This is a genomic window from Rhodopseudomonas sp. (genome assembly GCF_036404135.1).
Classification (GTDB): domain Bacteria; phylum Pseudomonadota; class Alphaproteobacteria; order Rhizobiales; family Xanthobacteraceae; genus Rhodopseudomonas_A.
Genome location: NZ_DASWPE010000022.1, coordinates 111,066 through 134,319 on the forward strand (window position 1 = coordinate 111,066; position 23,254 = coordinate 134,319).

The window sequence follows — 23,254 nt, forward strand, 5'->3', positions numbered from 1 at the left end:
ATCGGCCGGGCAGTCAATCGCGGGCATCCTGCATCAACATTAATTCTGAGACATCCAGCGAAAATTACGGGGTTTCATCATGGCCGCCTCTTTGCCGCCTGCGTTGGACAAGCCGCGCCAGCGCGGGCGGCCGAAATTGCGGCCGGACGACGCCCAGCGCAGCTTGATCGCCGATTGCGCGCGGCAGCTGTTTCTGCAGAAGGGTTATGGCCGCACCACCACCGACGAGGTCGCGGCGCGCTGCCGGATCTCCAAGCACACGCTGTATCGGCTGTTTCCCGGCAAGCCGGCGCTGTTTGCCGCGATCGTCGACCTGCATCGGCAGGCGATGCTTGCGCTGCCCGGCGATTATGATGGGCTGCCGCTCGACCGCGCGCTGGAGGCGATCTTCCGGATCGACATCGATCCGCAGGCCGACAAGGACCGCGTCGCGCTGCTGCGCCTGGTGATGCTGGAGGCCCATCAATCCCCCGAGCTCGGCGAGATCGTGCGGCGCCACGGCGCCGACAAGTCGCGGACCGAACTCGCCGGCTGGCTGGCGGCGCAGGCATCACGCGGAGCGATCGCGATCGACGATCCGCACAGCGCCGCGCGGATCCTGATGGACATGATCTTTGGCGCCATTGCGTTCAAGACCGTCGACAATCTCAACTGGCCCGGCGATGACGACCGCAACGCGCATATCCGGCGCTGCATCGCCGTGTTTCTCAACGGCGTGCGTCCGCGCTGACCGGACACATCGGGCAACGTCGCGCAGTTTGCGAACACGATCGCGAGCAAGACTGAGCAATTTCGTCTCTCCTGTCCGATTGTTAACCGCCGCGGCGCCGGCATCCGGTTGACTCCGCGGCGAAGTCGTGGACGTGAATACCAAAGTTGTAGCAGGCGGGCCGTCGTGGCGCCGAGGGACCACTCAGACATGTTCAAGACCCGCCGCGTCGCGATTGTGCTCGTCCTGATCGTCGCAGCCGTCGCGGGATGGATGATCAAGGCCAGGCTGTTTCCGAAGCCGGCGGAGAACCTGGTGACGGCGGCCGCCAAGATCGCCGACCTCGAGGAAACCGTGCTGGCCAGCGGCACGCTGAAGCCGATCAAGATGGTCGCGGTCGGCGCCCAGGTGTCCGGACGCGTGCTCTCGCTCAAGGTCCAGATCGGCGACAAGGTCAAACAGGGCGACCTGATCGCGCAGATCGATCCGGTCACCCGGCAGAACGATCTGCGCACCTCGGAAGCCGCGCTGCAGAACATGCATGCGCAGCGCGCCGAGAAAGAAGCCACGCTGGCGCTGGCCGAGGCCTCGCTGGGCCGCCATCAGCTGACCTTCGCGCAGAAGGCCACCTCGCGCGCCGATTTCGACACCGCGGACGCCACCGTCAAGCAGACCCGCGCGCAGATCGCCGCACTCGACGCCCAGATCACCGAAGCCCAGGTCTCGGTGGACAACGCCCGGGTCAATCTCGACTACACGAAGATCATCGCGCCGATCGACGGCACCGTGCTGTCGGTGGTGACCCAGGAAGGCCAGACCGTCAACGCGGTGCAGTCGGCGCCGACCATCGTCATCCTGGGCCAGGTCGAGATGATGACGATCCGCGCCGAGATTTCCGAGGTCGACGTGATCAAGGTCCGGCCGGGCCAGGAGGTGTATTTCACCATCCTCGGCGACCCCGATCATCGCTATGGCGCGCGGCTGGATTTCATCGAGCCGGCGCCGGAATCGATCAAGAACGACAGCAGCTTCAGTTCCACCAGCACCACCACCAGCAGCTCGACCTCGTCATCGACCTCGACCTCGGCGATCTACTACAACGGCATCTTCACCGCGCCGAATTCCGACGGCCGGCTGCGCACCTACATGACCGCGGAGGTCTATGTCGTGGTGGCGCAGGTGCAGCAGGCGCTGACGATTCCGTCGGCGGCGCTGGCGCAGCGCAACGCCGACGGCAGCTATCAGGTCGAGGTGATGGAGCCGGGCGGCGCGGTGGCGTCGCGCGCGGTGCGCATCGGCCTCAACAACAAGCTTGCGGCGGAAGTCACCGCCGGTCTCGCCGCCGGCGACCAAGTGGTGATCCGCAAGGCCGCGACCGACGCGCAGCCCTCCTCCCCGCCGCGCCCGCCGCCGCCGGGAATGTGAGCCATGGCGCGTTCGACCATCGTGCTGCGCGGGCTGCGCCGCGAATATCCTTCCGGCGAGGCGACCGTGGTGGCGCTGCGCGACCTTGACCTCACCATCGAGCCCGGCGAGATGGTCGCGGTGATGGGCGCGTCGGGCTCCGGCAAGTCGACGCTGATGAATATTCTCGGCTGCCTCGATCGGCCGAGTTCGGGCAGCTATCAGATCGCCGGCCGCGAGACCGCCTCGCTCGATCCGGACGAACTGGCGGCGCTGCGCCGCGAGCATTTCGGCTTCATCTTCCAGCGCTATCATCTGCTGCCGGAACTGACCGCGCTCGGCAATGTCGAAATCCCGGCGATCTACGCCGGCCAGAGCAGCACCGAGCGGCGCGACCGCGCCAACGGGCTGTTGGCGCGGCTCGGCATCACCGACCGCGCCAGCCACCGGCCGAATCAGCTCTCCGGCGGCCAGCAGCAACGCGTCTCGATCGCCCGCGCGCTGATGAACGGCGCCGACGTCATCCTGGCCGACGAGCCGACCGGCGCGCTCGACCGCCGCAGCGGCGACGAGGTGCTGCGGATTCTCGACGAGCTGCACGCCGACGGCAAGACCGTGATCATCGTCACCCACGACGCCTCGGTCGCCGCGCGCGCCCGGCGGATCATCGAACTCAGCGACGGCGTCGTGGTCTCCGACCGCGCCACATCGACCGCGGCTGCCGCGGCCGCGGCGCCAGCCGCTGCCGCCGCGCCACCACGCCGATCGCGCTGGCCCTGGCAAAGCGGGCTCGATCGCGTCGGCGAAGCGTTCCGGATGGCGATGCTGGCGATGGCGGCGCATCGGCTGCGCACCTTCCTCACCATGCTCGGCATCATCATCGGCATCGCCTCGGTGGTGTTCATCGTCGCGGTCGGCGACGCCGCCAAGCGCAAGGTGCTGGCCGACATTTCCAGCCTCGGCACCAACACGATCGAGATTTTTCCCGGCAAGGATCTCGGCGACGTGCGCTCCTCCAAGATCAAGACGCTGGTGCTGGCGGATGCGCGCGCCCTGCTGCAGCAGCCTTACATCGACGGCGTGACGCCGACGGTGTCGACCAGTAGCACCTTGCGGCACGGCCCGCTGGAATCCAACGCGCTGGTCAACGGCGTCGGCGAGCAGTATTTCGCGGTCAAAGGCACCAAGCTGTCGGCCGGGCGGTTCTTCGATGCGAGCGGACTACGCGACGTCAGCCAGGACGTGGTGATCGACGAAAAGACCAGGCAGACCTTCTTCAGCGACGATCCGGACGGCCCGATCGGCAAGGTCATTCTGGTCGGCCGGGTGCCGTGCCGGATCATCGGCGTCACCCAGCAGCAGCAGGGCGGCTTCGGCTCCAGCCAGAATCTCTCGGTGTATCTGCCCTACGCCACGGTGCAGGCGCGCTTTCTCGGCAACTCATCGCTGCGCAGCATCCTGGTGAAGGTCAATGACGAGGTCAGCACCAAATCCGCCGAACAGGACGTCACCCGGTTTCTGACGGTGCGGCACCGGCTGAAGGATTTCGTGATTCTCAACACCGACGACATCCGCAAGACCATCACCTCGACCACCGAGACGCTGACGCTGATGATCGCGGCAATCGCGGTGATCTCGCTGGTGGTCGGCGGCATCGGCGTGATGAATATCATGCTGGTGTCGGTGTCGGAACGGGTCGGCGAGATCGGCGTGCGGATGGCGGTCGGCGCGCGGCGCAGCGACATCCTGCAGCAATTCCTGATCGAGGCGGTGATGGTGTGCCTGATCGGCGGCGGGCTCGGCGTCGGCGTGGCTTACGGCCTCGCCGCGACCTTCAACGCAGCCGTGCCGATGTTTCAGCTCGGCCTGTCCACAGGCTCGATCGTGGCCGCGTTCATCTGCTCGACCGGGATCGGCGTGGTGTTCGGCTATCTGCCGGCGCGGCAGGCCTCGTTCCTCGATCCGCTGGCGGCGTTGTCACGCGACTGAGCCGCGCCGCCGCGGCGCATTTTCGCAACTGCGGGAACAAAGCCGCCGTCATCCCATTGTCTGGCGTAGCCCATTTGAGCGTTTTCGGCATGAGATCTTCGCGACGCGGCGGCGCGTGGAATTGCGGCAAGCCCCGGCGCGCCGCGGTCCCATCGGCATCTGATGTCGGTGAACGGGTCAATCCGAGCGGCCACGCGAGACGAGTCTGACCATGGTCGCAAAATTGGCGAAAGCGAAAACGCTGGAAGACGTGGTGCCGCTGGTCGGCGCCGTGGCGCTGGCGATCCTGGCGGTGATCATCGTCATGGCGCTGTATCTCGGGCGGGAGATTTTTGTGCCCGTAGCGCTGGCGATCTTGCTGAGCTTCGTGCTGGCGCCGCCGGTGGCGCTGCTGCAGCGGGCTCATGTGCCACGCGGCGGCGCCGTGGTGGGCGTGGTGCTGTTGGCCTTCGCGATCATTTTCGGCCTGGGCAGCCTGGTGGCGAGCCAACTCGCCCACCTCGCGGAAGAACTGCCGCGCTACGAATCCACCATCCAATCCAAGATCCAGTCGCTGCGCGGCGTCACCGTCGGCAGCGGCACGCTGGAACGCGCCGCCGACATGCTGCAGGATCTCAGCAAGGAGCTCGATAAACCGAACGGCGCCCGCTTGGCGCCCTCGACGCAGCTCGGCGCCGGCCCGGTCCGCCCGGCGGTGGCGCCGGTGCCGGTCGAAGTGAGGCAGCCCGATCCCGGCGCGCTGGAAAGCATCCGCTCGCTGATCGCGCCCTTGGTGTCGCCGCTCGCCACCACCGGCATCATCGTGATCTTCGTGATCTTCATCCTGATCCAGCGCGAGGATTTGCGAAACCGGCTGATCCGGCTCGCCGGTTCGCACGACCTGCAGCGCACCACGGCCGCGCTCGACGACGCCGCCGCCCGGCTCAGCCGGCTGTTTCTCAATCAGCTGCTGGTCAATGCCGGGTTCGGCATCCTGATCGGCTGCGGGCTGTGGGTGATCGGGATTCCCAGCGCGATTTTGTGGGGCATCCTGGCGATGGTGCTGCGCTTCGTACCCTATATCGGCTCGGTGATCGCCGCCGCCTTCCCGCTGGCGCTGGCCGCCGCCGTCGATCCGGGCTGGAGCATGCTGGCGTGGACCGCGGCGTTGTTCTTCGTCATCGAACCGATCATCGCCCAGGTGGTCGAGCCGTTGCTATATGGCCGCAGCACCGGGCTGTCGGCGGTCGCCGTGGTGGTGTCGGCGACGTTCTGGACCGCGCTGTGGGGGCCGATCGGGCTGGTGCTGGCGACGCCGCTGACGGTGTGCCTGGTGGTACTCGGCCGCCACGTCGAACGGCTGGCGTTTCTCGACATCATGTTCGGCGACCGCCCGGCGCTGTCGCCGCCGGAAATCTTCTATCAGCGCATGCTGGCGGGCGATCCCACCGAGGCCACCGAGAAGGCGGAAGAGTTTCTCAAGGAGCGATCGCTGGCGTCGTATTTCGACGAGGTCGCGATCAAGGGGCTGAAACTGGCGCAGGTCGATCTCGACCGCGAGGCGTTGGACCCGGCCCGGATGCTGAAGATCCGCGATGCGGTGATCGAACTGGCCAACGATCTGTCCGACCAGAAGGACCGCGAGCCGAGCGGGGCGACCGAGGACGCCGAAGCCATCGCCGCGGTCGAGCAGGCGCAGGGCACCCGCGACGAGGATCTGCCGGTGCTGGCGCCAGCCGATCGCGCCCCGGCGTGGCGCGGCGAACAGCCGCTATTGTTCATCGCCGGCCGCACCGCGCTCGATGAATCCGCCGCAACGCTGCTCGCCCAATTGTGTACCGCCCACGGCCTCGGGGCAAAGGTGGAAAGCGCCGATGCGCTGTCGACCAAGAACATCTTCCGGCTCGATCCGGCCGGCGTCGCGCTGGTCTGCCTGTCCTATCTCGACAGCAGCAGTTCGGCGCATCTGCGCTACGCGGTGCGCCGGCTGCGCCGCAAACTGCCCGGCGCCAAGATCATGCTGGGCTGCTGGAACAATGAAGGCGACGCCAGCCAGTTGGAGGCGCTGCGCGACGGCGCCAATGCGGACTTCGTCGCGGGGACGTTGCGCGACGCCACCGCGATCTGCATTGCCGAGGCCTCCAGCGATCAGCCGGCGCCGGAAAGCGTCGCCCCGGTGATGTCGCTGCAGTCGGCTTAGGCCGAACGACGCGTCGCTATCGGCCGGCCCCGCCGGCGTCGCGCGCGGCCAAGCCGCCGATCGCCGACCAGTCGAGGTGCTCGCCGCCGTCCGCCAATAATCGCAAGAAGCGGTCGCGCAACAGGCTCGCCACCGGCATCGGCACCCGAAGATCGCCGGCCGCGGCCAGCACCAGACCGACGTCCTTGTAGCCGAGCGGCGCGGCAAAGCCGGCCGGCTCGAACTTGCCGTCGGCGATCAGTTGGCCATAGGTCTTGTAGACCGGCGCGCCGAACAGCGTCGAGGTGAGAATCTCGAGATATTGCTGGCGATCGATACCGTCCTTGGCGACCAGCGCCATCGCCTCGCCGAGCGATTCGATCACCGAGGCGATCAGGAAATTGCCGCTCAGTTTGACCAGGCTGGCCGACTTCGGCGTCGACGCGATCACGAAGGTGCGCCGGCCGATCGCGTCCAACGCCGGCTGAGCGGCGGCGAGCGCGGCCTCGCTGCCGGCGGCCACCACCGCCAATTCACCGGCCGCCGCGACCTCGGGCCGGCCGAACACCGGCGCCGCCAGAAACAGTTGCCCGGCGGCCGCGTGGTCGGCGGTCAGCCGCTCGGCCAGTTTGACGCTGATGGTGCTCGAGGAGATATGCACCGCGGTCTTGGCCAGCGACGCCAGCACGCCATGGTCGCCGCCGAGCACGGCTTCGAGCGCGGCGTCATTGGCCAGCATGGTGAGCACGGCGTCGCCGCGGCAGGCCTCGGCGACGCTGCCGGCGACGATCGCGCCCTGCTTGGCCAGCGCCTCGGCCTTGCCGCGGCTGCGATTGTATACGGTCACCTGATGCCCCGCCTTCACCAGCGACGCCGCCATGCCGACGCCCATCTGCCCCAACCCGATCACACCGATCTTCATCGACTCAATCTCCACTGAATTTCTGCGCTCGATTGTAGCAGATCGAAATGACGGCGCCGTTCACATCGCCGATCGCCGCGCGCCGCGTCAAATTTCCAGCTGTGTGCCGAGTTCGACGACGCGGTCGGTGGGGATCTTGAAGAAGATGGTGGCGCGCGTGGCGTTCAAGGTCATGAAGGTGAACAGCCGCTCCCGCCAATGCGCCATGCCGGGATTGAGGCTCGGCACATAGGTCTCGCGGGACAGAAAGAACGACGTCGCCATCATGTTGAACTCCTGGCCGAACGCCTTGCACAGCGCCAACGCCGCCGGCACGTCGGGGGTCTGCATGAAGCCGTAGCGGATGATCAGCCGATGGAAGCCGTCGCCGAGGTCGGTCATGGTGACGCGCTCGCTGTCGGGAACGTAGGGCGTGTCCGCGGTCATCACCGTCGCCAGCACGACGCGCTGATGAACGGTCTGGTTGTGCTTGAGATTGTGCAACAGCGCCGGCGGCACGCCGTCGGTAGCGGCAGTAAGAAACACCGCGGTGCCGCGCGCCCGCGATACGTTGGGGCCGAGCGCGCGCATCACCACGTCGAGCGGCACCGCCAGTTTCTTGACCTGCTCGCGCACCAGTTCGCGGCCGCGCCGCCAGGTGGTCAGCACCGTGAACGACAACACGCCGATGAACAGCGGAAACCAGCCGCCCTGCGCCACCTTGATGATGTTGGCGGTGAAGAAGGCGAGATCGACCAGCAGCAGCGTGCCGGCGACCGCCGCCACGGCGATCCAGTGCCAGCGCCACATCAGCGCCATCACGAAGGCGACCAGGATGGTGTCGATCATCATCGTGCCGGTGACCGCGATGCCATAGGCGGCGGCGAGATTGCTCGACGACTGAAAGCCGACCACCAGCGCCATCACCGCGAGGTACAGCGTCCAATTGGTGAACGGCACGTAGATCTGGCCCTCCTCCTCGCCGGAGGTGTGGACGATGGTCATCCGCGGCAGCAACCCCAATTGGATCGCCTGGCGCGCCACCGAATAGGCGCCGGAGATCACCGCCTGCGAGGCGATCACCGTGGCGCAGGTGGCAAGCCCGACCATCGGCATCACCAGCCATTCCGGCACCTGCCGAAAGAACGGGTTCTGGATCGCGCCGGGATCGGTGATCAACAGCGCGCCCTGGCCGAAATAGTTCAGCAGCAGCGCCGGCAGCACCAGGAGGAACCACGCCACCCGGATCGGGAAGCGGCCGAAATGGCCCATGTCGGTGTACAGCGCCTCACCGCCGGTGACCGCCAGCACGATCGAGCCGAGCGCGAAGAAGCTCATCATCGGGTGCTTGACGATGAAGGCCGCGGCGTGCACCGGATTGATCGCGCCAAGCACGTGCGGCGCATGGACGATATTGATGACGCCGAGCACCGCCAGCACCACGAACCACAAGCACATCACCGGGCCGAACAGCTTGCCGACCAGGCCGGTGCCGCGCTTCTGGATCATGAACAGGCCGGTGAGCACCACCGCGGTGATCGGCACCACGTAAGGCGTCAGCGTCGGCGTCACCACTTCGAGGCCTTCGACCGCGCTGAGCACCGAGATCGCCGGGGTGATCATGCTGTCGCCGTAGAACAGCGCCGCGGCGATCACGCCGAGCAGCATCAGGGGATAGTAGACCCGGTAGCCCCTGGTCAGTTCGGTGACCAGCGCCAACAGCGCCAGGCTGCCGCCCTCGCCGTGGTTGTCGGCGCGCATGATGACGATGACATATTTCACCGTGACCAGCAGCATCACCGTCCAGAACACCAGCGACAGCACGCCGAACACATTGTCCGGCGTCACCGCGATCGGGTGGTGGCCGGCGAAGGTTTCCTTCAACGCATAGAGCGGGCTGGTGCCGATGTCGCCATAGACCACGCCGATGGCGCTGATCAGCAGTCCGGCGCCCTTGGTGTTCTGGCTCATCGCGTGTCCCCGGCTGAAATTTCCATGCGTGGCAGGGCTGAATCTGAAATCGAATATCCCGGCACGCTCTACATCGGAAAATGTGAGCCTTGGTTTCGCAAGGGCGCCACTCTCATGTCGCGACGATCATGGTCTCGAAATGCTTTCCACGGCCGATCGCCGCCGCGCTTGATTTAGATCACGACGTTGCGACTGCCAACGCGACCTTCGCCCACACCGCGCCGGCCGCGCCTTGACGCCGTGGCATCTGGTATGCCACAGAATGAAGCCAGCGGGCGATAGGCCGAAGGGCGGACGGCATGGCAGAGGCAGATCTTGCGATCGTTCGGATCGCGCCGGAAACCAGCTTCAAGACCAAGGCCTATGGCGCCTTGAAGGAAGCCATCCTGAAGATGGACATCTACGCCACGCCGGAGCCGATCATGCTCGACGAGCGCGCGCTGTCGGAACGGCTCGGCGTCAGCCGCACCCCGATCCGCGAAGCCATCGCGATGCTGGAGCAGGACGGCTTCGTCAAGATCGTGCCGCGGCGCGGCATCGTCGTGGTGCGCAAGACCAAGGCCGAGATCGTCGACATGATCAGGGCCTGGGCGGCGCTGGAGAGCATGGCGGCGCGGCTGATCACCACCATGGCCCGCAAGAAAGACATCTCGGCATTGCGCGATTCCTTCAAGGCGTTCAGCCCAGACCGGCTGCCGCAGGATCACATCGAGGAATATTCCCGCGCCAACATCGCCTTCCACCAGGCGCTGATTTCGCTCAGCGAGTCACCGACGCTGGTCGATATGACCACCGACATCCTGCTGCACGTCCGCGGCTATCGGCAGCTGACGATCGGCCGCGCCGATCGCATCGCCGCCTCGCTGCCCGAACACCTCGGCATCATCGAAGCGCTCGAGGAGCGCGACACCGAACGCGCCGAGAAATTGTCGCGCGACCACACGCTGCGGCTTGCCGCCTATGTCGAGACACAGGGGCAGGAACTGTTTCGCTGATGGGGTCGCCGCCCCTCTTCCGCCCACCCGCTGGGCCCGACCGACCACGGAGCACGACATGACCAAGGCGCTGAACGGCGTTCGCATTCTGGACTTCACCCATGTCCAGTCCGGGCCGACCTGCACGCAATTGCTGGCCTGGTTCGGCGCCGACGTGATCAAGGTCGAGCGCCCCGGCGTCGGCGACATTACCCGCGGGCAATTGCAGGACATCCCCAACGTCGACAGCCTGTATTTCACCATGCTGAACCACAACAAGCGCTCGATCACGCTGGACACCAAGAACCCCAAGGGCAAGGAGGTGCTGACCGCGCTGATCAAGAGCTGCGACGTGCTGGTGGAGAATTTCGGCCCCGGCGTGCTCGACCGCATGGGCTTTCCTTGGGAGAAGATTCAAAGCCTCAACCCGAAGATGATCGTCGCCTCGATCAAGGGCTTTGGCCCCGGCCCCTATGAGGACTGCAAGGTCTACGAGAACGTCGCGCAATGCACCGGCGGCGCGGCGTCGACCACCGGCTTCCGCGACGGCCTGCCGCTGGTCACCGGCGCGCAGATCGGCGACTCGGGCACCGGCCTGCATCTCGCGCTCGGCATCGTCACCGCGTTGTATCAGCGCACGGTGACCGGCCGCGGCCAGAAGGTCACCGCGGCGATGCAGGACGGCGTCCTGAATTTGTCGCGGGTGAAATTGCGCGATCAGCAGCGGCTCGCGCACGGCCCGCTGAAGGAATACAGCCAGTTCGGCGAAGGCATCCCGTTCGGCGACTCGGTGCCGCGCGCCGGCAATGATTCCGGCGGCGGCCAGCCGGGCCGCATCCTGAAGTGCAAAGGCTGGCAGACCGATCCCAACGCTTACATCTATTTCATCGCCCAGGCCCCGGTGTGGGAGAAGATCTGCGACGTGATCAACGAGCCGGAGTGGAAGACCCATCCCGAATACGCCAAGCCGGCGGCTCGGCTGAAGCATCTCAATTCGATCTTCGCGCGGATCGAAGAATGGACCATGACCAAGACCAAGTTCGAGGCGATGGAGGTCCTCAACCAGGACGACATTCCCTGCGGGCCGATCCTGTCGATGAAGGAACTGGCCGAGGATCAATCGCTGCGCGCCACCGGCACCGTGGTCGAGGTTGATCACCCCACGCGCGGCAAGTATCTGTCGGTCGGCAACCCGATCAAGCTGTCGGATAGTCCGACCGAGGTGGCGCGCTCGCCGCTGCTCGGCGAGCATACCGACGAGATCCTGCGCCAGGTGCTCGGCTTCAGCGATCAGCAAGTCGCCGAGATCCACGATTCCGGCGCGCTGGAACCGGCGCGCAAGGCCGCCGCGGAATAGCGGCCGCGCCGGCGGCGAGCCGTTGCACCCGCGGCCACGCTGCTAACGGCCGCCAAATCACTCCCAAAGAGCTTGCGCTCTGGCATATCGCATACCAGAATGGCGTACGCATGCCCTCCCCACAGATGGAGGCGGCCAGGGGAGAGACGATGACGGATACGGTTCAAGCCGCGAGGCCGGCTGTTGCGCGCGTCAGCGACGCCTATCGCTGGACGCAATTGGCGATCGGCGTCGGCGCCATGGTGATGATCGCCAACTACCAGTACGGCTGGACCTTCTTCGTCCCTGGCATCCAGAAGAAATTCGGCTGGGACCGCGCCTCGATCCAGTGGGCGTTCACGCTGTTCGTGCTGTTCGAAACCTGGCTGGTGCCGATCGAAGGCTGGTTCGTCGACAAATACGGCCCCCGCCTGGTGGTGCTGATCGGCGGCGTGTTGTGCGCGATCGGCTGGGCGATCAACGCCGAGGCCAGCTCGCTGAGCGGCTACTATCTCGGCATGATCGTCGCCGGGATCGGCGCCGGCGGCGTCTACGGCACCTGCGTCGGCAACGCGCTGAAATGGTTTCCCGACAAGCGCGGGCTGGCCGCCGGCATCACCGCCGCCGGCTTCGGCGCCGGCTCGGCGCTGACCGTGGCGCCGATCCAGGCGATGATCCGGGATTCCGGTTTCCAGACCACGTTCCTGTATTTCGGCCTCGGCCAGGGCGTCATCATCGTGATCCTGGCGTTCTTTCTGTTTCCGCCGAAGCCCGGCCAGGTGCCGGCGGTGGTGCGTAACGCCCAGGTGATCCAGACCCGCCGCGATTACAAGCCGAGCGAGGTGATGCGCAATCCGATCTTCTGGCTGATGTACTTCATGTTCGTCATCGTCGGCGCCGGCGGCCTGATGATCACCGCCAATCTGAAGCCGATCGCCGCCGACTGGAAGATAGACAGCGTGCCGGTGACCTTGATGGCGATGACGATGACCACGGTGACCTTCGCCGCCACCATCGATCGCATTCTCAACGGGCTGACCCGGCCGTTCTTCGGCTTCATCTCCGACAAGATCGGCCGCGAGAACACCATGTTCATCGCTTTCGGCCTCGAGGGGCTCGGCATCTACGCGCTGTATCTGTTGGGACAGGACCCGGTGTGGTTCGTGCTATTGTCCGGCCTGGTGTTCTTCGCCTGGGGCGAAATCTATTCGCTGTTTCCCTCCACCTGCACCGACACTTTCGGGGCAAAATTCGCCACCACCAATGCCGGCCTGCTGTACACCGCCAAGGGCACCGCGGCGCTCTTGGTGCCGTTCGCCAATATCATGCAGCAAACTTCAGGCAGCTGGGACCGGGTGTTCCTGATCGCCGCCGCCGCCAACATCGTGGCGTCGCTGCTGGCGCTGTTGGTGCTGAAGCCGTGGCGCCGCGCGGTGATCGCGGCGGCGCGGCCGTGATGCGGCCCAAGAGAGGCGCCGCGCCCAGCGCGTGTTGACGTAACGCGCCTCGCCAACGAATCTCGATGGTGACCCCGCGTTGACAATTGGCATACTGTATACCACAGTCACGTTCGTCGTCGAACCAGTCCGGACGTTGTCGCGGGTGCCGCTACGCCCGCTTGAGGAATCCCCATGAAAGTCTGCATCTACGGCGCCGGCGCGATCGGCGGCTATCTCGGCGTGCAACTGGCGCTGTCGGGCGCCGATGTCAGCCTGGTGGCGCGCGGCGCGCATCTCGCCGCGATGAAGGCCAACGGCCTGAAGCTGTTGATCGGCGGCGAGGAGCGCGTGGCGCATCCGCGCTGCACCGACAACCCCGCCGAACTCGGAGTGCAGGATTTCGTCATCATCTGCCTCAAGGCGCATTCGATCACCGGCGTGCTCGACCAGATGCAGCCGCTGCTCGGGCCGCATACCCGGATCGTCACCGCGGTCAACGGCGTGCCCTATTGGTACTTCTACAAACACGGCGGGAAGCTGGAAGGCACCACGCTGGAGAGCATCGATCCCGGCGGCCGGCAATGGCGCGAGCTCAGACCTGAGCGGGCGATCGGCTGCATCGTCTATCCGGCGACCGAGATCGAGGCGCCCGGCGTCATCAAACACGTCTACGGCGACAAGTTTCCGATCGGCGAGCCGAGCGGCGAAATCTCCGCGGACTGCGAGCGGCTGTCGAAAGTTTTCGAAGCCGCCGGTCTGAAGGCCCCGGTACTCGACCGCATCCGCGACGAGATCTGGCTGAAGCTGTGGGGCAATGTCTGCTTCAACCCGATCAGCGCCTTGACCCACGCCACGCTCGACGTGATCTGCTCCGATCCCGCCACCCGTGCGCTGGCGAAGGCGATGATGCTGGAGACCCAGGCGATCGGCGAAAGCTTCGGCATCAAATTCCGGGTCGACGTCGAGCGCCGCATCGAAGGCGCGCGCAAGGTCGGCGCGCACAAGACCTCGATGCTGCAGGATCTGGAGCGCGGCCGGCCGATGGAAATCGATCCCTTGGTGAGCGTGGTGCAGGAAATGGGGCGGCTGACGCAGATCCCGACGCCGGCGATCGACGCCGTGCTCGGCCTGGTGATCCAGCGCGCCAAGGTGGCGGGACTGTATTAAGCGTTCTCGGCCGTCATTCCGGGGCGTGAGCAGCGACAGCTGCGAAAGAACCCGGAATCTCGCGCCGGACTTTGCAGCAAGATTCCGGGCTCGCTCGAGCTTCGCTCTCGCGCCCCGGAATGACGAACTCTGATGCAGACATGCTGCATCGTGAAATGGAAATCGAGAACGGAGCGTCGCCATGACCAAATGGGTTCGCTATCGCCACAATGATACGATCGGCTTCGGCACCATCGCGCACTCCCTCATCAGCGTGCATAGCGGCGAGATGCTCGGCGAGGCGACGCCGACCGGCGCAACGCTGCCGCATGCCGACGTCGAACTGCTGACGCCGTGTGAACCCTCGAAGATCATCGGGCTGTGGAATAACTTCCACGCGCTCGCCGCCAAGCTGAACCAGCCGGAGCCGGCCGAGCCGCTGTATTTCCTGAAGGCGCCGTCCAGCGTCACCGCGCCGGGCGCGCCGGTGGCGCAACCGAAATCCTATCACGGCAAGGTGGTGTATGAAGGCGAACTCGGCGTGGTGATCGGCAAGCGCTGCGGCGCAATTTCCGTCGCCGAGGCCGACGACCATATCTTCGGCTACACCTGCGTCAACGACATCACCGCCGCCGACATTCTCAACCGCGATCCGAGCTTCCCGCAATGGTCGCGCGCCAAGAGCTTCGACGGCTTCGGCCCGTTCGGTCCGGCGATCGTCAGCGGCCTCGATCCCGCCGGCCTCAGCGTGCGCACCATCCTCAACGGCGCCGAGCGGCAGAACTATCCGGTATCCGACATGATCTTCAGCCCGCAGCAACTGGTCAGCCTGATCTCGCACGACATGACGCTGTTGCCCGGCGACCTGATCTGCTGCGGCACCTCGGTCGGCGTCGGCGCGATGAAGGAGCCGGTCAACACCGTGATCATCGCCATCGACGGCATCGGCGAACTCAGCAACGCATTCCACCGCTAGCGCGGACCATCCCTCCCGCGACCCGAAAGGACACCTATGCGAGCCTATGTCTACGGCGCCGACGGCGCCGCGATCAACGACGTCGCCAAGCCCTCGCCCACCGGCACGCAGGTACGGGTGCGGGTGCGCGCCTGCGGCCTCAACCGCGCCGACCTCGGCATGACCAAGGGCCATGTTCACGGCAGCGCCGGCGGCGCCGGCACCGTGCTCGGCATGGAGTTTGCCGGCGAGGTCGAAGCGCTCGGCGACGCCGCCACCGGCGTTGCGGTCGGCGACCGGGTGATGGGCTCCGGCGCGGCGGCATTTGCCGACTACACGCTGGCCGATCACGGCCGGCTGTTTACGATTCCGTCGGGGATGGAGTTTGCCGAGGCCGCGACGCTGCCGGTGGCCTTGACCACGATGCACAACGCGCTGGTCAGCAATGGCGGGCTGCAGGCCGGACAAGCGGTTCTGATCCAGGGCGCCAGTTCCGGCGTCGGGTTGATGGCGCTGCAAATCGCCAAGCTGAAAGGCGCAGCCCCTTTGATCGGCTCGTCGACCGATGCTCCGCGCCGCGCCCAGTTGAGCCGGTTCGGCGCCGACCTCGCGATCGATTCCGCAAGCCCCGGCTGGGTCGATCAGGTGCTGCAGGCCACCGGCGGCCATGGCGTCGACTTGCTGATCGATCAGGTCTCCGGCCCGCTGGCAAATGCCAATCTGGCGGCCACCAAGATCACCGGCCGTATCGTTAATGTCGGCCGGCTCGGCGGCAATCACGGCGACTTCAATTTCGATCTGCATGCCGCGCGCCGCATCAGCTATATCGGCGTCACCTTCCGCAGCCGCTCACTCGCCGAGATCCGCGAGATCTTCCGGCTGGTCGGCGAGGATCTGTGGCCGGCGGTGCAGTCCGGCCTGCTGAAACTGCCGATCGATCGGGTGTTTCCGTTCGCCGAGATCGGCGATGCGTTCCGGCATATGGAAGCCAACCGCCACCTCGGCAAGATCGTGGTGACGCTGTGACGTCAACCGCCGCGGCGGCATGACACGGTGATGACGCGACGCGGGTTTCAATTCGGAACGGTTCTCAGCCGTCGCCGCAGCGGCCCCCGGACGCCTGTGCCGCGGCTTTGATAATCGAGCCCGTCCTGTTAAACCCCGCCGCATGAACCAGTCGGTCGCCAGCGCCAAATCCCGTGTCGCCGCCATCTCGGTGTTGGCCAGCGCCAGCATGGCCGCGGCGAAATTCGTGGTCGGGATCGCGATCGGCAGTCTGGCGCTGATTTCGGAGGCGCTGCACAGTTCGGTCGATCTGGTCGCCACGCTGATCACCTGGGTGGTGGTGCGGGTCGCCGACCGCCCCGCCGACGAAGGCCACCATTACGGCCACGGCAAGATCGAGAGCCTGTCGGCGCTGGGCGTGATCGCCATGCTGTACGTGCTGGCCGGCGGCATCGTGGTCGAGGCGTTTGGCCGGTTGCGCGAGGGCGCGCCGCCGCCGGTGTTGTCGGTGCTGCCGTTCGTGGTGCTGCTGATCGATATCGCGGTGAATCTGTGGCGCGCCCGCGCGCTGCACAAGACCGCCGAAGCCACCAAGAGCCAGGCGCTGGCCGCCGACGCGCTGCATTTCGCCTCCGACGTGCTCGGCTCGTTCGCGGTGATCGTCGGACTGGCGCTGTCGGGGCTCGGCTTCGCCTGGGGCGATGCCGGCGCCGCGATCGGGGTCGCGGTGATGATTTCGGTGCTGGGGTTGCGGCTCGGGCGCTCCACCATCCAGACCCTGCTCGACCGCGCGCCGGAAGGCGTGGCCGATACGGCCAGCGAAGCCATCAGCAGCGTCGCCGGCGTGGTCGGCATCGAGCGGCTGCGCGCCCGCATGGTCGGTCCGACGCATTTCATCGACGCCATCGTCCAGGTGCCGCGCACCTATCCGATCGACCGCATCGATGAGATCAAGCGCAAGGCGCAAGCCGCGGTGAGCCGGGCGCTCGACGACGCCGACCTCACCTTCACCGCGGTTCCGGTGGCCCGCGACAATGAAAGCGTGCGCGAGCGCATCATGGTGATCGCCCGCAATTCCGGGCTCGCCATCCACCACGTCACCGTGCACGACCTCGGCGAGAAGCTGACGGTCAGCATCGACCTCGAAGTCGACGGCAACATGCCGTTGCTCGAGGCCCACGCCATCGCCCATCAGCTCGAACACCATATCGTCGACGAATTCGGCAGCGACGTCGAAGTCGATACCCATATCGAACCGCTGGAGCCCGAACTGCCGCAGGGCGCCGATGCCTCGGCCGCGCGGGTGGAAGAGATCCGCAAGGCGCTGGCCGGGTTCGCCACCGACGGGGTGATCAACGACATCCACAGCGTGCGGGTGCGCGACACCGAGGCCGGCGAGGTGGTGAATTTCCATTGCCACGCCGCAGCGGCGATGAGCGTGATCGCGGTACACGAGCAGGTCGACGACATCGAGCGCAAATTGCGTCGCGCATTTCCCAGCGTGAAGCGCGTGATCAGCCACGCCGAGCCGCCGAACGTCGACTGACGCACACCGCGTTCCCGTTTCGGACTCGCGTCCCCGTAGCTTCACCAGCGGCCATTTTGCGTGGGACAAGATTTATTTCGATTAACGAATTGTTGACTCTCGACAGCCCCCTAAAACTGGATTCAAATCGCCTCGATTCGAAGCGGCCGGGGGGCCCTTCGGCACGGGTAAAGTCAGACATCACGCTGGGGGCCAAAAGCATGGCGCGCGCACAAGCTGCGAGCGCCTGCGCGCAATCCGATTCGATCAAGGGATTGGCGCAGTCGATCGCAAAACCGGCCTATCACCGGCTGCTGACCGCGGAGCCCGCGCTCCGCCGTGCCGTGCCTACGCTGATCATCGCCTTCCTGATCACCATCTGCTTCGGCGCCTCGGTGCAGATCATCGATCAGACCCGGCAGAAACGCAGCTCGGTGAACCGCGATCTCGCGGCGCTGGCCGACCTGATCGCCGAGCGCATCGACCGCATCGGCACCGACCACCAGGACCACGCGCCGGCGATCGGCCGCTTGCAGAATCTGCTGCCCGGTCTGATCCCGGCCTGGGGCATCGCCACCGGGCGCCACGTCATCGTGGTCGGCACCGATCGGAGCATTCTGGCGCGGCTTCCGGTCGATGCCCCGATCGGCGACGCCGGCCGCATCCTCGAGGCGCTGAGCGCGGCGCAACCGCTCGCGGCGTCGGCGCCGCAAGCCGGCGTCACCGACATCACCCTGCCCGGCGGCCGCACCGCGACCGCCACCCAGCGCAACATCCGCTCGCTGCCCGGCCAGGTGCTGATCGTTCAGGAAAACGTCGAGCCGATGTGGCGTTCCGACACCGCGCTGTCGATCACGCTGTCCGCCACCACCGGCTTCGTGGTGCTGATCCTCGGCTTCGCATTTCACTGGCAATCGACCAGGGCGCGGGAGGGCGACCTGATCAACGACGCGGTGCGCGGCCGGATCGACACCGCGCTGAACCGCGGCCGCTGCGGGCTGTGGGACTGGGATCTGTCGCGCGGCCGGATTTTCTGGTCGCAATCGATGTTCACCATGCTCGGGCTGGAGAGCCGCAGCGACCTGTTGACGTTCGGCGAGGTCAACGCGCTGGTGAAGTCCGACGACATCGACCTGTTCGCGATCGCCAACCAGCTGATCACCGGCGGCATCAGCCAGATCGATCACAGCTTTCGCATGCAGCACGCCAACGGTCATTGGATCTGGCTGCGGGTGCGCTGCGAGCTGAGCCGCGACGCCAGCGACGCGGGGCTGCATCTGATCGGCATCGCGGTCGATATCACCGAACACAAGAGCCTCGCCGAGCGAACCGTGGAAGCCGATCTGCGGCTGCGCGACGCCATCGAGACGATCCCGGAAGCCTTTGTGCTGTGGGACGCGGAGAACCGGCTGGTGCTGTGCAATTCGCACTTCCAGCGGCTGCATAAATTGCCGGATTCCGCGGTGACGCCCGGCACCTCCTACGAGACCGTGGTCGAGGTCGGCACCATGCCGGAAGCCCGCACCCGGCTGCCGGAACCCGGTCACTGCCCGCCCGGCGCCCGCACCTTCGAGGCGCAGCTCGACAACGGCAGTTGGCTGCACATCAGCGAGCGCCGCACCAAGGACGGCGGCTACGTCGCGGTCGGCACCGACATCACCAGGATCAAGGAGCACGAGCAGAAGCTCGTCGAGAACGATCTGCGGCTGCGCGCCACGGTGGTCGACCTCAAGCGATCGCAGGCGATGCTGGAGCGACAGGCCGTCGAACTCGTCGACCTCGCGCAGAAATACTCCGAGGAAAAGACCCGCGCCGAGGATGCCAACCAGACCAAGTCGAAATTCCTGGCCAATATGAGCCACGAATTGCGCACCCCGCTCAACGCCATCATCGGCTTTTCCGAGATCATGGGCAGCGGCATGTTCGGCTCGCTCGGCTCGGAGAAGTATCAGGAATACTGCCACGACATCCTGAACAGCGGCCACTATCTGTTGGAAGTGATCAACGACATTCTCGACATGTCGAAGATCGAAGCCGGGCGCATGAAGCTCGACCTCGAACCGTTCGACCTCGCCACCACGCTGTCGGAATCGCTGCGCGTGGTGTCGGGCCGCGCCGACAACAAGCAACTGGTGCTGCGCGCCGATATCGACAACGACATCCCGGTGCTGGCGGATCGCCGCGCCATCAAGCAGATCCTGGTCAACCTGTTGTCCAACGCGGTGAAGTTCACCCCCGACGGCGGCCGGGTCACGGTGCGCGGCCGGGTGTTCGAGGATTCCATCGTGCTGTTGATCGCCGACACCGGCATCGGCATCGCCAAGCAATCGCTGCGCCGGCTCGGCCAGCCGTTCGAACAGGTCGAAAGCCAGTTGACCAAAACCTATCACGGCTCCGGCTTGGGGCTGGCGATCGCCAAATCGCTGGCCAATCTGCATGGCGGGTCGATGCGGCTGCGCTCGCAGCTCGGCGCCGGCACCGTCGTCCGCGTGATGTTGCCGCGCGATGCCGCCAAGGCCGCCGGGAAGATCTCCGCCGCGGCGTGAGCGCGACACATCTCAACGTTGGATTTATGGCCTTTGCCGACCCGAGTCATTCCGGGGCGCGAGAGCGATAGCTCGAGCGAACCCGGAATGACAGCATCATTCTCGGTTGGACGCATCGAAACTAACAGCCTTGGCTGCAGGCGTCGCAACTGACGACGCCAAGCTCAGCCCTGCAGTAGCTTCAAGAACACCGCCCGCACCTCGGCCTGGGTTTCTTTCACCCGCGCCTCCAGCGAGGAGAAATCCGGCGCGTCGCCGGCGCGCACCAGCACCCGCAACAGATCTTCGCCGGCGGTCGCCGGCACGAATTTTTCGCTGACGCAGAGCCGCACGATCTGGGTGAGGTCGTGATACAGCCGCGCCGCGCTGCGCAGCACCTCGGCCTCCGGCTGCGGCAGCAGACCCAGCCGCGCCGCATTCTCCAGCACCTGCAAGGTCCCGACGTTGAGAATATCCGGGGTCTGCGCGGCGTGCACCAGCTGTAAATACTGCGCGATAAAATCGATATCGACCAGGCCGCCGGAGGCGTATTTCAGATCCCAGATGTCGTCCTCGCCCTTTTCCTGGGCGATGGCGCGGCGCATCTCGGCGACGTCATTGGCGATCACCGCGGCGTCGCGCGGCCGCGTCAGCACCTCGCGGATGATGCCTTCGATCCTGTCGCGAAACGCCGGCGAGGCCGAGATCACCCGCGCCCGGGTCAACGCCATGTGCTCCCAGGTCCAGGCTTCGTTCTGCTGATAGTCGGCGAACGCATCGAGCCGCGAGGCCACCGGCCCGGCACGGCCCGACGGCCGCAGCCGCATGTCGACGTCGTACAGCACGCCGTAATTGGTCCGCGTGGTGAAGGCGCTGATCAGCCTTTGCGTGAAGCGGGCGAAATATTGCGAGCCGTGCAGCGAGCGTGCGCCGTCGGAATCCGGCTGTTCGGCGTCGAAATCGTAGATCAGGATCAGATCGAGATCGGACGACGCCGTCATCTCCCGGCTGCCGAGCCGGCCCATCGCCAGGATCGCGGTTTCCTGGCCCTTGACGCGGCCGTATTGCGTCGCGAACTGATCGCTGACCAATCCATGCACCGTGGCGACGATGCCTTCGGCGACGTCGGCAAAGGCGATCGAGGCCTGCTGCGTCGACACCGTGCCGGACAGTATCCGGGTGCCGATCAGGAACAGGCTCTCCTGGCCGAACATCCTTAAGCGATCGAGAAACTCTTCATACGGACCGGCATCCGCCAGCGTCGCCTGCAGCCGCATCGACAATTCGCGCTTATCCGGCATCGCGCCGAAGAACCGCGGATCGATCAGCCCGTCCATGATCTGCGGCTGCCGCGCCACCATGTCGCCAAGCCGCGGCGCTGCGCCGAGCACCAGCGCCACCAGCGCCACCAATTCCTTGTTCTGGCTGAGCAGCGACACCAGCCGGCCGCCGCGATGCAGCGCCTGCAGCAAGCGATCGAACGCCGCGACCGCGTTGTCCGGCTCCTCGGCGCGGGCCAGCCCGGCAATGAGGGTCGGCACGAATTCCAGGAAGGCGCGCCGCGTGGAGTCCACCCGCAGCACGCGGTACTCGGCCGCCATCCATTGCCGCAGCGTCTCGGCGACCATCGCCGGCTTCTTGAAGCCGAGCGCCACCAGATGTTCGGCGAGCCGTTGGTCGTCCGGGCCGGCGGCGTAGTCGACCGGCGGCAGCGTCGCGGCGTCGCTCGGATCGCCCGCCTCGAACAATTTGCTGTAATGGCCCTGCACGCAATTCAGATAGCCGAGCAACTGCTCGGCGAAGGCGGCGCGGCTGTCAAAGCCGAGAAACCGCGCGAAGCGTTCCACCGCTGCGACGTCCTCGGGCAGCGCATGGGTCTGCTCGTCGGCGATCATCTGCAGCCGGTGCTCGACGCGGCGCAGAAACTGATAGGCAATGGTGAGTTCGTCGCGCGCCTGGTAGGTGATCCAGTTGGAAGTCGCCAGGATCTGCAGCGCTTGCAGCGTCGGCCGCACCCGCAATTCGCGGTGCCGGCCGCCGGCGATCAATTGCTGGGTCTGGGCGAAGAACTCGATCTCGCGAATGCCGCCGCGGCCGACCTTGACGTTGTGGCCCTCGACCGCGATGTCGGTCTGGCCGCGGAAGGTTTGCATCTGCCGCTTCATGTCGTGGACGTCGGCGAGTGCTGCGAAGTCGAGGTGCTTGCGCCAGACGAACGGCGCGATCTCGCCGAGCAGCGCCTCGCCGGCCGCGGCGTCGCCGGCGCAGGGCCGCGCTTTGATCATCGCGGCGCGCTCCCAGGTGCGGCCTTCGCGCTCGTAGTAATCGAGCGCCGAGGCGGTGGAGATCGCCACCGGCGTCGAGGCCGGATCGGGACGCAGCCGCAGGTCGACGCGGAACACATAGCCGTCGGCGGTGCGGCTGTTCAGCAGCCGCGCCAGTCCCTGGGTGACGCGGACGAAGAACGGCTGCGGCTCGATGTCGGGCGCAAGCGTCGGCGCCGCGAGGTCGAAGAACACGATCAGGTCGATGTCGCTGGAATAGTTCAGCTCGAACGCGCCCATCTTGCCCATCGCCAGCACGATCAGGCCGGTGCCGTGTTCGGGATGCTCGGTGTCGTGCAATTGCAGCCGGCCCCGTGCGGCCTCCTGCCGCAGCAGATAGCGCAGCGCCGATTGCATCGAGACATTGGCGAGGTCGGTCAGCGCCCGGGTGATCCGCATCACCGGCCAGACGCCGCCGATGTCGCACAGAGCGATCAGCAGCGCCGCCTCGGCCTTCATCCGCCGCAGCAGCAGCATCACGGCGGCATCGTCGGCAGCGGCCGCGACATGCAGCGCGGCCTGGTCGATCAGCGCTGCGAGATGCGCATCGGCGTCGGCGCGCAGCAGCCGCAGCGCGCGCGCGGGATCGGCGCGGACCAGGTCGAACAGATAGGGAGATGCCTCGGCAATGCCGAGCAGCACGGCGCGCGCGACGGGAAATTGCGCCGTCACCGCGCGAAAACCGTCAGCCTGCGCCGGGTCGATGTCGTCGAGCCATTCAGCGAGCCGTTGTTCGGCCTCGTCGGCCGCAAACAGTCGGGGTGCGCTGACGAAGTGCGCGGCCAGCGGGAACTGGTCGGCGTCGCCTGTCGCGGATGAATTCATGCCTGCTTCTGTGGCACATTCGACGTTTGGGCCGCAAGGCCTTCACCGGCTACCGCCGGCAATACCAA

At 66.3% G+C, this 23,254-nt stretch carries 15 protein-coding genes; 12 read left to right on the forward strand and 3 right to left on the reverse strand.

All coding sequences use genetic code 11. From position 1 onward, the window contains the following. Nucleotides 1-79 precede the first annotated feature (79 nt). From VGC77_RS02915 to VGC77_RS02930, 4 genes are all read left to right on the forward strand, one after another. Nucleotides 80-730: a TetR/AcrR family transcriptional regulator gene (locus VGC77_RS02915; protein ID WP_331170059.1), complete on the forward strand. Its 651-nt coding sequence runs from the start codon at nt 80-82 to the stop codon at nt 728-730. Nucleotides 731-919: 189 nt separating this feature from the next. Continuing rightward, nucleotides 920-2,134 carry an efflux RND transporter periplasmic adaptor subunit gene (locus VGC77_RS02920; protein ID WP_331170060.1) on the forward strand — a complete coding sequence of 405 codons (1,215 nt, stop codon included), beginning with the start codon at nt 920-922 and terminating at the stop codon, nt 2,132-2,134. A 3-nt stretch (nt 2,135-2,137) separates the two neighbouring features. Then, a complete protein-coding gene (locus VGC77_RS02925; protein ID WP_331170061.1) occupies nt 2,138-4,102 on the forward strand; it encodes a MacB family efflux pump subunit in 1,965 nt (654 codons plus the stop codon). Between the two features lie 211 nt (nt 4,103-4,313). Then, complete coding sequence (locus tag VGC77_RS02930) at nt 4,314-6,281, forward strand: AI-2E family transporter (protein ID WP_331170062.1); 1,968 nt, start codon at nt 4,314-4,316, stop codon at nt 6,279-6,281. A gap of 16 nt (nt 6,282-6,297) precedes the next feature. Here VGC77_RS02930 and VGC77_RS02935 read toward each other — a convergent pair whose 3' ends face one another. Both VGC77_RS02935 and VGC77_RS02940 read right to left on the reverse strand, forming a co-directional pair. Further along, nucleotides 6,298-7,182 (reverse strand): NAD(P)-dependent oxidoreductase, encoded by an 885-nt coding sequence (locus tag VGC77_RS02935; protein ID WP_331170063.1) that lies wholly within the window; start codon nt 7,180-7,182, stop codon nt 6,298-6,300. 87 nt (nt 7,183-7,269) lie between these two features. Then, nucleotides 7,270-9,132 (reverse strand): potassium transporter Kup, encoded by a 1,863-nt coding sequence (locus VGC77_RS02940; protein WP_331170064.1) that lies wholly within the window; start codon nt 9,130-9,132, stop codon nt 7,270-7,272. Between the two features lie 299 nt (nt 9,133-9,431). Here VGC77_RS02940 and VGC77_RS02945 point away from each other — a divergent pair, with 299 nt between their 5' ends. The 8 genes from VGC77_RS02945 to VGC77_RS02980 all read left to right on the forward strand — a co-directional run bounded on the left by VGC77_RS02945 (nt 9,432) and on the right by VGC77_RS02980 (nt 20,058). After that, on the forward strand, nt 9,432-10,127 hold the full coding sequence (locus VGC77_RS02945) for a GntR family transcriptional regulator (protein ID WP_331170065.1): 696 nt from the start codon (nt 9,432-9,434) through the stop codon (nt 10,125-10,127). A gap of 58 nt (nt 10,128-10,185) precedes the next feature. After that, nucleotides 10,186-11,463 (forward strand): formyl-CoA transferase, encoded by a 1,278-nt coding sequence (gene frc, locus VGC77_RS02950; protein ID WP_331170066.1) that lies wholly within the window; start codon nt 10,186-10,188, stop codon nt 11,461-11,463. Nucleotides 11,464-11,612: 149 nt separating this feature from the next. Continuing rightward, on the forward strand, nt 11,613-12,899 hold the full coding sequence (oxlT, locus tag VGC77_RS02955; protein ID WP_331170067.1) for an oxalate/formate MFS antiporter: 1,287 nt from the start codon (nt 11,613-11,615) through the stop codon (nt 12,897-12,899). A gap of 174 nt (nt 12,900-13,073) precedes the next feature. Beyond that, nucleotides 13,074-14,048 (forward strand): 2-dehydropantoate 2-reductase, encoded by a 975-nt coding sequence (locus VGC77_RS02960; RefSeq protein WP_331170068.1) that lies wholly within the window; start codon nt 13,074-13,076, stop codon nt 14,046-14,048. A 181-nt stretch (nt 14,049-14,229) separates the two neighbouring features. Then, nucleotides 14,230-15,003, forward strand: a complete 774-nt coding sequence (locus VGC77_RS02965) for a fumarylacetoacetate hydrolase family protein (RefSeq protein WP_331170069.1) — start codon at nt 14,230-14,232, stop codon at nt 15,001-15,003. Nucleotides 15,004-15,039: 36 nt separating this feature from the next. Further along, complete coding sequence (locus tag VGC77_RS02970; protein WP_331170070.1) at nt 15,040-16,008, forward strand: quinone oxidoreductase family protein; 969 nt, start codon at nt 15,040-15,042, stop codon at nt 16,006-16,008. Between the two features lie 142 nt (nt 16,009-16,150). Continuing rightward, the gene (locus VGC77_RS02975; RefSeq protein ID WP_331170071.1) at nt 16,151-17,533 is read left to right on the forward strand and encodes a cation diffusion facilitator family transporter; all 1,383 of its coding nucleotides are present in this window, start codon (nt 16,151-16,153) and stop codon (nt 17,531-17,533) included. Between the two features lie 200 nt (nt 17,534-17,733). Beyond that, a complete protein-coding gene (locus VGC77_RS02980) occupies nt 17,734-20,058 on the forward strand; it encodes a PAS domain-containing sensor histidine kinase (RefSeq protein ID WP_331170072.1) in 2,325 nt (774 codons plus the stop codon). 164 nt (nt 20,059-20,222) lie between these two features. On the opposite strand, the gene VGC77_RS02985 is transcribed toward VGC77_RS02980, so the two are convergent. After that, the gene (locus tag VGC77_RS02985) at nt 20,223-23,186 is read right to left on the reverse strand and encodes a bifunctional [glutamine synthetase] adenylyltransferase/[glutamine synthetase]-adenylyl-L-tyrosine phosphorylase (RefSeq protein ID WP_331170073.1); all 2,964 of its coding nucleotides are present in this window, start codon (nt 23,184-23,186) and stop codon (nt 20,223-20,225) included. Nucleotides 23,187-23,254 lie beyond the last annotated feature (68 nt).